The sequence below is a fragment of the Macrococcus epidermidis genome, assembly GCF_003259695.1.
GTDB classification, from domain to species: Bacteria; Bacillota; Bacilli; order Staphylococcales; family Staphylococcaceae; genus Macrococcoides; species Macrococcoides epidermidis.
On record NZ_PZJH01000009.1, the window covers coordinates 1 to 12,804 of the forward strand.

The 12,804-nt window shown below is 33.0% G+C and carries 13 protein-coding genes and 1 pseudogene; 11 read left to right on the forward strand and 3 right to left on the reverse strand.

The window, feature by feature from the left end:
• Positions 1 to 91 precede the first annotated feature (91 nt).
• The 5 genes and pseudogenes from BHU61_RS12030 to BHU61_RS12050 all read left to right on the forward strand — a co-directional run.
• Positions 92 to 640 (forward strand): annotated as a pseudogene (locus BHU61_RS12030) (STM3941 family protein); the annotation flags it as partial.
• 94 nt (positions 641 to 734) lie between these two features.
• On the forward strand, positions 735 to 1,289 hold the full coding sequence (locus BHU61_RS12035) for a hypothetical protein (protein WP_111717186.1): 555 nt from the start codon (positions 735 to 737) through the stop codon (positions 1,287 to 1,289).
• 8 nt (positions 1,290 to 1,297) lie between these two features.
• A complete protein-coding gene (locus BHU61_RS13510; protein WP_111717188.1) occupies positions 1,298 to 2,461 on the forward strand; it encodes a TPM domain-containing protein in 1,164 nt (387 codons plus the stop codon).
• 347 nt (positions 2,462 to 2,808) lie between these two features.
• Entirely contained in the window at positions 2,809 to 3,879 is a 1,071-nt protein-coding gene (locus BHU61_RS12045) for an LPXTG cell wall anchor domain-containing protein (protein WP_111717190.1), read from the forward strand.
• A gap of 106 nt (positions 3,880 to 3,985) precedes the next feature.
• On the forward strand, positions 3,986 to 4,336 hold the full coding sequence (locus tag BHU61_RS12050; RefSeq protein ID WP_096077452.1) for a DoxX family protein: 351 nt from the start codon (positions 3,986 to 3,988) through the stop codon (positions 4,334 to 4,336).
• Positions 4,337 to 4,435: 99 nt separating this feature from the next.
• Here BHU61_RS12050 and BHU61_RS12055 read toward each other — a convergent pair whose 3' ends face one another.
• The 3 genes from BHU61_RS12055 to BHU61_RS12065 all read right to left on the reverse strand — a co-directional run bounded on the left by BHU61_RS12055 (position 4,436) and on the right by BHU61_RS12065 (position 8,803).
• On the reverse strand, positions 4,436 to 5,125 hold the full coding sequence (locus BHU61_RS12055; RefSeq protein WP_111717192.1) for a helical membrane plugin domain-containing protein: 690 nt from the start codon (positions 5,123 to 5,125) through the stop codon (positions 4,436 to 4,438).
• Positions 5,125 to 8,094 (reverse strand): formate dehydrogenase subunit alpha, encoded by a 2,970-nt coding sequence (fdhF, locus tag BHU61_RS12060; protein WP_111717194.1) that lies wholly within the window; start codon positions 8,092 to 8,094, stop codon positions 5,125 to 5,127. The genes BHU61_RS12055 and fdhF overlap by 1 nt, the downstream gene beginning before the upstream one ends.
• A gap of 169 nt (positions 8,095 to 8,263) precedes the next feature.
• Positions 8,264 to 8,803, reverse strand: coding sequence for a hypothetical protein (locus BHU61_RS12065; protein WP_111717196.1), 540 nt, complete (start codon positions 8,801 to 8,803; stop codon positions 8,264 to 8,266).
• A 190-nt stretch (positions 8,804 to 8,993) separates the two neighbouring features.
• Here BHU61_RS12065 and BHU61_RS12070 point away from each other — a divergent pair, with 190 nt between their 5' ends.
• The 6 genes from BHU61_RS12070 to BHU61_RS12095 all read left to right on the forward strand — a co-directional run bounded on the left by BHU61_RS12070 (position 8,994) and on the right by BHU61_RS12095 (position 12,804).
• Positions 8,994 to 9,611: a CDP-alcohol phosphatidyltransferase family protein gene (locus BHU61_RS12070; RefSeq protein WP_111717198.1), complete on the forward strand. Its 618-nt coding sequence runs from the start codon at positions 8,994 to 8,996 to the stop codon at positions 9,609 to 9,611.
• Positions 9,598 to 10,536 carry a phosphatidate cytidylyltransferase gene (locus BHU61_RS12075; RefSeq protein WP_111717200.1) on the forward strand — a complete coding sequence of 313 codons (939 nt, stop codon included), beginning with the start codon at positions 9,598 to 9,600 and terminating at the stop codon, positions 10,534 to 10,536. Before BHU61_RS12070 ends, BHU61_RS12075 begins: the two co-directional genes overlap by 14 nt.
• A 16-nt stretch (positions 10,537 to 10,552) precedes the next feature.
• The gene (locus tag BHU61_RS12080; RefSeq protein ID WP_111717202.1) at positions 10,553 to 11,179 is read left to right on the forward strand and encodes a lysophospholipid acyltransferase family protein; all 627 of its coding nucleotides are present in this window, start codon (positions 10,553 to 10,555) and stop codon (positions 11,177 to 11,179) included.
• Positions 11,180 to 11,216: 37 nt separating this feature from the next.
• Complete coding sequence (locus BHU61_RS12085) at positions 11,217 to 11,828, forward strand: FMN-binding negative transcriptional regulator (protein WP_111717204.1); 612 nt, start codon at positions 11,217 to 11,219, stop codon at positions 11,826 to 11,828.
• Positions 11,829 to 11,925: 97 nt separating this feature from the next.
• Positions 11,926 to 12,237, forward strand: a complete 312-nt coding sequence (locus tag BHU61_RS12090; RefSeq protein WP_111717206.1) for a thioredoxin family protein — start codon at positions 11,926 to 11,928, stop codon at positions 12,235 to 12,237.
• A gap of 126 nt (positions 12,238 to 12,363) precedes the next feature.
• Entirely contained in the window at positions 12,364 to 12,804 is a 441-nt protein-coding gene (locus BHU61_RS12095; RefSeq protein ID WP_111717208.1) for an Rrf2 family transcriptional regulator, read from the forward strand.

The following is a 12,804-nucleotide window of genomic DNA, read 5'->3' on the forward strand; positions in this document are numbered from 1 at the left end:
TCTTTTCATAATAAAAACACTCCTATCAAATTCATTTTAATATGAATTCAACAAGAGTGCTTTTTTATTTTGTCTCACTAAATGGGGTCAGTTCGAAATGTTATTTGCTTTTTTAATATTGTTTATTAGTGGATTACTATTAACCTTTATTGAAATTATAGCTTGGGAAGAGAATGGATGGGATATGAGGTTATTGGGAGTCTTTTTAGCATTAACAATGTATTTTTTTTCCATGTTCTATCTAAAACATTTAGTTTTTAATAAGCCCTTAGTAACTATAAATGAAGAGGGATTTTATGATAATTCTTCAATGATAGCTACGGGTGATAGATTAGTGCATTGGAAAGAAGTTAAAGATATTTCCTTAAGATATTTTGGTGGACAGTCATATATTACTGTTGCACTGAAAGATCCATATAAAACATTAGAGCATGAAGATCTAGCGACACGCATGATAGCAGATTATAATACTCAATATACTGAAGGTGAAATTAATATAATGCTTAAATTTGTTACAAAGTACAGTGATGAAGAATGTTTAATGTTTATGCAGAATGCTTTTGAAGAATATAAAAGGAAACAAAAATTGTCTGGAAAAGAAGATAAAGAATTTGCATTTCTAGAGAATACACTTGATTAATTTAATGTCATACTTTACATCAGTAAAGTGTGATTTTTATATTACACGAAATTATATATAATAAAATATAACAGAAAAAATAGAGAGGTATGCTATGTACGGATATGAAGTAACCATCACGAATAGACTGTTAATCGTGTTATCGACGTTTTTAACTATTTTTACGATAGGTCTTTTTTTATTTTTGTATCCCTTGTTTCAGTTTATCCATGGATGGTATCAATTGATTTTAAATATTGGGCTTTTCGTATTATTCATCTTGATGTTCGTTGTTCTGAAACGCTCCAAACATGGTGAAGTTGTTATGATCATCAATGAGAAAGGCTTTTTTGATAGAATATCAAATGATGCTGAACCCAATAAGATGGTTGTCTGGAAGAATGTAAAAGATATTACATTACAAAAGCAGGGTGAAGAAAGTATTATTATAGTACAGTTGATTGATCCGAGGCGTCTATTTAAGGCGAAATCTACATATATAAAAGATGGATGTATACATATAAAGCTACCGAAGCATATAGGTGTTCAGCCAAAGGAATTACTGAGGGTAATGCATAATTACAAAGCATATTATGAATTATATATTGAGGACGAAAAGAAAAAGAAAGCTGAAAAAAAGAAAAAACATAAACAAAAAACAAAACAATAGAGGTCATTATGAGATACATAAAATTATTGATAATAATGCTAATATTGATGCTTGTTTCACCATTCCAAGTTAATGCGTATACATTTCCTGAATTGAATAAAGATCATTTATATGTACAGGATAATGCCAAAATCTTCTCTGATTCAGAAATTGATTATTTAAATCGATACAGTGAGCAACTGGAAGAAGAGACTGGTGTAGAAATGGCGGTATTTACCGTTAATACTACAGGTAAATATCGAGAATTGTACGCTACAGAAGTCATTAATCATTATGGTATTGGGAAAGAAGATTTAGATAATGGGATTGTTATCCTTCTGAATTTGGATAAAGGTAAAAAATATAAAAATCGTGGCATCGAAGTTCGTGTAGGCTACGGACTAGAAGGTTACTTTAATGATGCAAAAGTAGGTCGAATTATCGATAGAAGCGGTTATGAAACTTTAAAGAAAGGTGATTACAGCAAAGGAACAATTGAAGTATATGAAGCATTTTATGATGCGATTGAGGAAATGTACGCAGAGCTTCCTAAAGATGCATCACGAGAAGAAATATACGGATTAAGCAATTACCAATTTGTTATTAGGCAGTTCTATTTAGATTTATATGAAGAAAACGACTTTATAATGAAACCTGTTATTATAATGGCTTATTATTTATTAATTACAACGGTACTTTCATTTTTATTAAAGTATTACACAAAGGACTTTCATGATATATTCGGTGAGAACACAAATGAACGCAGATTTATGATCATGCATGGTCTAGCTGTAAATGGTCGAGCAGCGCGATACATTAAGATGAAATATAATAATCCTTTCGTGAATATATTATTTTTTCTTCATAGCATTCCTCTGTTATTTATGGAATTTGTGTGCATTATATATTTAGAAATTATAGGTGCATTAAAGGGAAAATTAACTTCAACCGGAATATATAATGAGACACGAAAAGACCCGATGTATCCTGACCTTGAAACTGATACGTTAATACGTATGGAGAAATTACTGCCAGTGAAGACAAGAATATTAGATACATCAGCACCTCAGTTTGGCGATGGTACTCCACTTGGAGGGGGTGGTGGATCGAGAGGAGGATCTGGCGGCTCATCAGGCGGTGGTGGATTCGGCGGCGGTTCATCAGGTGGTGGTGGTGCTGGCCGAAGCTTTTAATAAGTATTTTACATTAACAAGAATAAAGCGGATTGAGAATACACATTAAGGATGATACACATTAATGTATAAAGAATAACATAAACCACACTTTTTATGAGTGTGGTTTATTTATTTTTATCAATATTTTATTATTTTAAAATAGTAATTGATGGTAATTAAGATAGGGGGAAGATGATTAATTTAGCAATTATTATTTATGAATAATATAAATATCAACCATTTAAATTGTTGATAAATCATTGCCTTTTAAATCTGAATTATTTTTGTGAGAGAAAAATGTCAAAAAATATGTTACAATAATTAAACTGAAATTACTATATTAAAATATATTAGGGGATATTTATATGGAAAAGTACAAACTGACAAAAATAATTGCTGTTACATGTTTAACCTTCTCGCTTACTATATCGTATTCAATAGCAAATGCGAGTACTATCCCGGAGCAATTACGAAATGATGCTAGTGAACTGCGTGCTGAGCTTGATACTAAGAGACAGTCAGTAAGACAAGAGATTGCGCGTACTAAAGTGGATATAAAACAAAATCATGAAGTGATTAATAATGTGAAAGAAGATATAAATGTTGTGAAGGAGAAGCATGATGACATAGAGCAACAGCATCAAGAATTTAAGGACAAAGCTGATCGCATGATTGAGACGGTAAATCAGGACAAAGCTGATTATGACAGAGTGAAGCAAGATGTAAATGCGCGTATTGATGCTAAAGTAGAGGATATTGATAACAAAGTACAAAATGTTGAAAATACAAAAGATAATATTGTAATCAATACACCAAATTTACCTGATGTCACGATTAAAGAGAAATGGTTTAATGATGCTGATAAACAAACGCTTCAAGGTTTGTTAGATAAGCTTGAGCAAAAAGTGATTACTGATTTACAATATGAAAGAAAAGTGATTGATATTTTAAATCATACGTTAAAATCTTATTTAAAATTACATCAGTATGATTTTAATTTTGATCATCTATTAAATAGTGGGTTTGATATTTCTACATTATCAGAAAGAAATAAAGCTTTGATTGAAAGACTTCAAAATTTAAAGAGCCATAATAAGATAAGTGATGATTCATTTAACATGGAAACCCTGGATATCCTGAAAAATGACCTTAAAGAAAAAGCTGATAAATTAGAACAGCTCAACGCAAAATTGAAATCAGAAGAATCGTCAGATTTAACAAGTGGCTTTGCTGATAATTTTGTAGATAATATTGAAGCAGAACCTGCAGCTCAAACAACTATTCCAGTAAAACAAATGAGTACAAGTCCTACAGAGCATCATTCTAATTTACCTGATTCAGGGGAACAACGTAATACTACTTTAGTTTCAGTCGCTATTTTGCTGTTAATTGTAGCTGTGTTAAGTTTTCTTTTCTCAAGAAAACGCAAAAAATAATTTAGCATTTCATTAATTTAATGATGTCACATTTAAATCTAATGTTTTTAAAGTTATTTTTAAGGTTATAGTACTAATAACTATTAATAATAAGGGAGCAGATACGATGTTAAATTATATCAATAACTTATTCATCGCTAAAGAAATGTTTAACGCAGGTAAGGGAAAGCTTCAGGAAGATGAAAACTTAGTTAAAATGTTTGAAGAGTTTGGTTACTCTAAAGAATTTATGAAATTAATCGGTGGCGTTGAAACGACTGGTGCAGCGTTACTAGCTTTATCTATTTTTAATAAGAAATTTAATCAGGCAGGTTCATTACTTGTTGGTGGTGTGATGTTAGGTGCAATCTATTCGCATTTAAAAGCTGGACAAGGTTATGATGCTACGAAGAATGCGAGAAATATTTTAGCATTGAATACTGCATCGTTACTTGCAAGTTTTAAAGATGAGAAGTAATTTAAGATTTGTATTTAAAATCAATAATTAAATAATAAAACCACAAGTCTTCTTTTGAAGACTTGTGGTTTATTTTAGTTCTCAATTTTATTGTTGATATTACTTTCTCATCAATAATGCACTAACACCTAATGCTGCAGCACCTGCTACAACACCGTAAAACTTTGCGTTTGATTGAGATGCTTCTTTATGTGTGATAAATTGTTGTTTCACTTCATCTTTCGCTACTTTACTTGGTAACTCAACATGATGCATATCTTTAACTTCACCTTTATTTGTATGCACAGGATCAACGATACCTTGTTCTTTCTTCAGTTGATCGAATGACGTGCCGAATCCTTTAACGAATTTCGTTAATACAATAGATCCTTCAATAAAGTCTTTATTTGTTAATACGTTAAGTAATCCTAACCAACCTAAAGGCTTACTTTGGTTATACTCAGTTGAAAGTTTCAAACCTTTGTTAAACTTTAAAATCATTGGCTCGATATCGCTGAAGTTAAATTTACCTAATCCTTGAACAAGTAATAAAGCATTTCTAATAGCCTGATCTGTCTCGGTTTCATTAACAGCTTTTAAAATACGTGTTAAGATAGGATCACTTTGCGCTAATGCAGCATTTGCTGCATTTAATGCTTCATGATCATCAAGTTGCTCAAGTAATCTGAATAATTTGTTCAGTGTATCTTTATGTTGAATTAACTGGTCTTCTAACTCACGTAATTCTTTTGCACGTACCGCTTCAACATCCACTTCCATCGGTTTAACTACTCTTGTAGGTTGCGCCATTATTTATCACCTCTTTTTGATTTAACGATATCTCCAGGGAATACGTAATCAGCTCTATTCCATTTACCTTGAACATTTACGCCCATTTGAGGTACACGGTTACCGAAACGGAAGTTGTTTTCTGGTAATGGTGATTTTCTACTATTATCTAAGATGATTAATTTGGCTTTAGTTTCTTTATATGCTGGTGTTGAAGTATCTTTATCAGCGATAGAACTAGATAGTAGGTTAATTGCTGCATCGCCATTATCGTTCATTGGTAAGTATACTTCTTTACCGAATACGCGGTCAGTAATTAATACGCGAACATCAACTTTACCATAAGGTGATTGAAGTCTTACTAAGTTACCAGTATGAAGTCCTTTTTCATCCGCTAGCTCTTGAGATACTTCTAAGAATGCTTCTGGTGTTTCCATTGCAAGACCTTTAACTTGATAAGTCATATTACCTTCATGGAAGTGCTCAAGTAGACGTCCGTTGTTAACATGGATATCGTATTCTTCAGCATATTCTGTTGGTTCAGTCCAGTCAACAGGGAAGAAGTTAGCTTTCTTATCTTCAAATGGGAACCCATCTGTAAATAATAATGGTGAATCTGTACCATCTTCATGAACTGGCCATTGTAAACTGTTAAAGCCTTCAAGTCTATCGTATGATACACCAGAATAAATCGGTGTAAGTGATGCGATTTCATCCATGATTTCACTTGGGTGGCTGTAGTTCCAATCTGCACCTAAACGTTGTGCGATTTCCTGAATGATTCTCCAGTCTGGTTTAGTACCTTCTAAAGGCTCCATTACTTGATATAAACGTTGGATACGACGTTCTGTATTTGAGAATGTGCCTTCTTTTTCAAAACTTGGAGATGCAGGTAGGATAACATCTGCATATTCAGCAGTTTTTGAGAAGAAGATATCCTGAACAACGAAGAATTTTAATTTCTCGAATCCTTCACGTACGTAGTTGATATTAGAATCAACGATACCCATATCTTCACCTTTAAGGTATAACACATCTAATTCGCCTGCATGCATGGCATCTACCATTTGGTGGTTATTCTGACCAACGTTTGGATTCATTTCAACGCCCCATGCTTTGCTGAACTTATCAAGTACTGCTTTGTCAGCAATCTTTTGATAACCTGGTAAATGCGTTGGCATACTACCCATATCAGAAGCACCTTGAACGTTATTGTGACCACGTAATGGATATGATCCTGCACCTGGTTTCATATAGTTACCAGTAACAAGTAACATATTAGAAATCGCAGTAGAAGTATCACTACCTCCACGTTGTTGTGTAACACCCATCGCCCACATAACTACAGTAGATTTCGCTTCGTGAATCATTTCTGCAATCTTGATGATTTCAGCTTCACTCATGCCAGTATGTTTAGCAGCATATTCAATTGTATATTTTTGTAATCCTTCTACTAAAGCTTCGTAATTATTTACGTGTTTATCGATGAACGCTTGATCTTGCCAGTTATTATCGATGATGTATTTTGTAACAGCATTTAACCATACTAAGTCACTACCTGGGTTAGGACGGACAAACATATCAGCACGCTCAGCAAGTTCATGTTTACGGATATCTACAACTAATAATTTAGCACCACGTAATTTTTGGGCACTCTTTACACGTGTTGCGATAACTGGATGTGCCTCAGCAGTATTTGTTCCTAAGCCGATGATTAATCCAGCGCTTCCGATATCAGTAATTGAACCTGAATCGCCACCATAACCTACAGTTCTCCATAGTCCCATTGTTGCAGGTGATTGACAGTAACGTGAACAGTTATCAACGTTATTTGTTCCTACAACCTGACGTGCTAATTTTTGCATTAAGAATGATTCTTCATTCGTACATTTTGATGATGTGATAAACGCTAATTTTTCTGGACCGCGTGTATCGATTGTTTCTTTGAATTTGCTTGAGATTAAGCTCAGTGCTTCTTCCCATGTTGCTTCTCTAAAGCCATCAGCTTCACGAATCAATGGTTTCGTTAAACGCTCACCTGAATTTACAAAATCCCAACCGAATTTACCTTTAACACAAGTTGAAATTTGGTTTGCTGGACTTTCAGGACTCGGTTCAACTTTTAAGATTTCACGGTCTTTTGTCCATACTTCAAATGAACATCCAACACCACAGTATGTACATACTGTTTTAGTCTTTTTAATTCTATCTTTACGCATTTCTGCTTCAACATCTGAAATTGCCATTAACGGCGTATAACCAGTTTCAACAGCCTTTGTAACTTCTACTGCTGGACGGAATGCATCTTTCAGCATACCTGTTAAGAAGCCAGCTTCACCGACCATACCAACTTCCATCATTGCATTACATGGACATACTGTTGAACAGTGACCACAATTTACACATGAAGAATCATCGATATTTAAATCAGTATTACCGTCCCAGATAACACGAGGTCGTTCTAATTCCCAGTCAATCATTAATGTTTCGTTTACCTGTACATTCTGACAAGCTTGAACACAGCGACCACAAAGTATACATTGATCTGGATCATAGCGATAGAATTTACCGACATTCTTTGGAGCACCTTTTGGTGACTGCGCAGTTGCCTGGTGATCGATTTTTAAGTTTTTAACTGTATTATGTACTGTACAATTACCATTATTAAAATCACAAACAGTACAGTAAAGTTCATGATTTGCTAATATTCTATCCATAGCGATCATTTGTGCCTCAAATGCATCGCTTGAGCCCGTTCTAACAACGTCTCCGTCTTTTAATTCTGTACTACATGCACGAACGAGTTCCCCATTAACTTCAACGATACAAGCATCACAAGTTTCAATGGCCCCTAAATCTGGATGATAACAAAGTGCTGGTACATCAATACCTTTATAACGCAAGTAATCTAAAATACTTACTTGAGTAGGGACATCCATTGGTTTGCCGTTTAAAATAATGCTGACCATTTGAGATGTTGCTTCTTTCATATAAAAACCCCTTTTCATATTTAAGTTTCTAAAACAATATTTGTGCCCAATTTAATTATACGACTAATCGATAAATATTCAAAATAATGTTTAAAGAAATTACATAAAATTTAACATTACTTCTGAAGAATATTTTATGCTAACTGATTTTATAGTAAACGCTTTCAAATTAAATGCCATGAACACTAAAATAAATAGTGTATACAAAAATCCAAACGACTACCCAAATCGTAAGTTTTGTTTTGTATTTTAAGTTTTTACATAAATAGTGAGAAAGAAAATATGCCAATATTGAAACAATCATAAATCGTAATAAACGTGCAGGGATAGAACCTATAATAAATATTGGTAAACTCATGTGGTTTGGCGCTTCAAATCCAAACAGTTTATATGGTACTCCGAATATCGGGCCAGAAATAAGACCGGTGAAAGGGTGATTATTCATAGCCGTTTCAACATGCTCTATCATATAAGGTTGAACAGAAGGAACAGCTAATAATATGTTTTCTACTATGTCAGGATTATGTTTTGCAGTTAAATATATAATTATCCCTCCTGCAAGTGCACCGATGAGTGTTAGTATAAGAACTTTAGTAACTTTTTTTATATTTTTTTCAGTAATGGCAATATAAGATAAAAAAACGTCTGGAATGATAAAAAATATTGTTGCTTCAGCAAATCCCCATAACAATGCGATTAAACTGACCATAATTATCCCCTCAAAACAAATATTTTATGCAAAATGTATTTTATAATTAAAATAGTAATGTGTATAATTACATTAAATATATCATATTAAAATTAATGAGATGAAGTACATGGATAAAAATAAAACAATAAATTATTGTGATAAAAAGCAAGGAGAATTGTATGATTAGTATTTATGAAAGGAGAATTGTATGATTAGTATTTATGAACTGAAACCAAAATTTCAACAATTATTAATGCCTATCGTTGATAAGTTGCGCGCGGTAGGGATGACACCAAACCAAATAACAGTGAGTGCATTGGTTTTATCTATTATTACGGGAGCGATCATTGCATTGAATTACAACAATAGATGGATTTTTTTACTGATGCCGATAGTGATGTTTGTACGTATGGCACTCAATGCAATAGATGGCGTTATGGCAAAGAAATATAATATGAAATCTAATCTAGGTATGTTACTTAATGAAATTGGTGATGTAGTTAGTGATCTTGTATTATTCTTACCTTTTATATTGATAGTGCATGATAAAGGAATCTCTGTTCTTTTGTTTATTGGTTTTTCAATTGTTAGTGAAATGGCAGGAAGTCTTGTCCAGATTATCGGCGCTAAACGCATGTATAATGGTCCGATGGGTAAAAGTGACAGAGCATTCTTGATTGGTTTAGTATCATTATTGATTGCATTGAATATAAAAATTATTCCTTTTATACATATCATCCTGTACATCGCAACATTACTCATTATATTAAATACGTATATAAGAATCGCTAATGGATTGAAAGGAGCATCATATGAATCTGAATAGGTTGTCGGATGAAATGATAACTGTATTGATTGGTATTTTCATAGTACTCATCATTTCAACGATTATTAGTCAAATATTACTCAGGAAATATCCGAATAAAGATACTGAAAATATTTGGTTGCGTGTGAAATCGTGGTGGATGATGTGTATTATTTTCGCGCTCGCACTCATAATACATAAAACAGTGTCCCTTATCTTTATGGCATTTCTTTGTTTTATCGCATTAAAGGAATACTTTTCATTAATTCCAACAAATCGAAGTCATCGTTTAGTATATTTATGGGCGTATTTATCAATACCGATACAATTTATACTCATTTATAAAGGTTTTTATGGATTCTTTATTGTATTCATCCCTGTTTATATGTTCTTGTTTATTCCAATCCAGGCATTGATTGTTGGAGAAACGAAAGGATTTTTACATTCTATGGCAACGATTCAATGGGGAATTATGCTGTTTGTCTTTAGTTTAAGTCACTTAGCATATTTAATAGTGTTGCCGGGTGATGATAATATGGTATCTGGTGCAAGTCTAGTATTATTTTTAGTGATACTTACACAAGCGAATGATGTATTTCAATATATTACCGGAAAACTCTTTGGTAAACGAAAGATTATACCGAAAGTTAGTCCTAACAAAACATGGGCAGGATTTATTGGAGGAATCATTCTTACAACAATTCTCGCAACAATTTTAGGTCCTTTACTTACGCCTTTTACTTTAGCAGGAATGATTATTGCAGGAATATATATCAGTGTTAGTGGGTTTATTGGTGATGTGAATATCTCAGCACTGAAACGTGATTTAAATATAAAAGATACATCTCAGGCAATACCCGGACACGGCGGCATATTAGATCGTGTTGATTCGCTGACATATACTGCACCACTATTCTTTCATTTTACAAGATTCTTCTATTTTTAGAGAGGTGACGTAATTTATGCGCAATATATTGTTTGCACTGATTGTTCGTCCCATTGTATTTGTTGTTTTAGGGTTGAATATTAGAAACTATGAAAGATTACAGCAATCAGGTCCGTTAGTATTAATCGCCAATCATAATAGCCATCTGGATACAATTGTATTAATGAGTCTATTTAAAGGGAAGAGTTTTCGTCATGTACGACCAGTGGCTGCTGGAGATTATTTTCTGAAGAATAAACTATTAAGCTGGTTCTCAACAAAAGTAATGAATATTATACCGATTGAACGGAAGATGACAAAAGATTTTAAAGGGATGTTTCAACCGATATTAGATGAATTAGATAATGATGGTATTATCATATTGTATCCAGAAGGATCACGTGGTGAACCTGAGAAATTATCAAAATACAAATCAGGTATTTATTATTTAATGAGAGAAAGACCGGAAATACCGATTCAGCCAATATTTATGCATGGTTTAGGAAAAGCATTGCCGAAAGATAGCTTTATACTCGTGCCATTTTTTGTTGATATCTTTATAGGTGAACCATTCAAGTTCACTGCCGATAGGAAGTTATTTATGGAAGACGTAACAAATCGATTAAACGTTTTAAGAGATGAAGGAAACTTTAAAGAGTGGTAGTCTATTAAATAAATAATAATTATTAGGGGATGTTTGTATGTTTTTACCACAATTGTTTAAAGTAGAAGATTTTAATGCGCTAATTACTTTCTTGAAAAGAAATTCATTTGCAACGGTTATATCATCGCAAAACGATGTACCTTACGCATCCCAGGTACCAGTCATGGTTGATGTAATTGATGATGAAATTGTATTGTCATTTCATTTAGCAAGACCAAATCCGCAAACAAATACATTAGAAAACAATCAAAATGTTCTGATTCAATTTACCGGTGCACATGGTTATGTATCGTCTTCTTGGTATGAACAAGAAGAAGTTTCTACGTGGAATTATCAGGCAGCGCAGCTAAAAGGAGAATGTGCTGTACTCGATCAAGATGAACTGATGGAAGACTTAAAACGTTTGACTGATCATTATGAAACAGGTGACAATGCGAGAACTTTTGATACGTTAAGTGAAGATGTATTAAAACAGGCTAAAGGGGTTATCGGATATAAAGTAAAGGTTCGTGAAGCGGGTCTTAAATATAAACTAAGTCAGAATAGAAGTGACAAAGATTATAAAAATATCGTCTTGAATTTACGTGATAGTGATAATCAGGATGATAACCGCTTAGCTGATGAGATGGAAAAGATAAGAACGATATAAGGGATAAATAAATACAGGTTATTGATGATAAAATAAGCAAATAAAATGAATAAAAAAATAAAACGTAGTATGATGATACCACTTTGGAGGTGTGGTAATGGAACATATTAAGGATTATGACACATTGGTAGATAAAATGAATCAAGAGAAGTTTGTATTATATGTAATGAGTGAGGGATGTAGTGTTTGTCACGCAGACCTTCCAAAAGTAGAACGCTTAGTTGAAAATTATGATATACCGAGTGCAAAGATTTTAGTCAATGAAATCCCAGAAGCTGCGGGTCAGTTGTCTCTATTTACTGCTCCGGTGATTATATTAAACGCGCAAGGTAGAGAATTTCATAGACAAGCACGTATTATAGATTTTGAAGCATTAGAATATCGTCTAAGTCAGTTAAATGATTTATAGGGAAAGTGAATAAATATAATATGAAATGACAACTTCGGTTGTCTTTTTATTTTGACTTTTTATCAATGTATGATATATTTGTATCTGTATTAGATACAACAACAAATCGGAAGTGAGATGAAGTTCATGGATATTAAATTTTCAGTTGCACTGCACATTATGGTAATGATATCAGAATCAACAGAGGTTCAGAATTCAGACACTTTAGCGAATAGCGTAAATACGAATCCAAGTTATATCAGAAAGATTACAGCATTATTAAAGAAAGCATATTTAATCGAAAGTACACAAGGTAAGAGTGGGATGTCACTTCTTAAATCAAGTCGAGATATTAATTTATTAGAAATTTATCAGGCAGTACATCCAAAAGAAGTGAAACTATTAAATGTTCATACAGACGTAAATCCAGAGTGTCCTGTCGCTCAGAATATTGAAACGGTGCTCAATCCGATATTTACAGATGCCGAACAGCAATTATTTCAATCATTAAAAGCAAGAACGTTAGAAGATGTTATTAAACAAATGAAGGAGAATCATAATGAAAGCCATTCAAATCAAGCAATATAG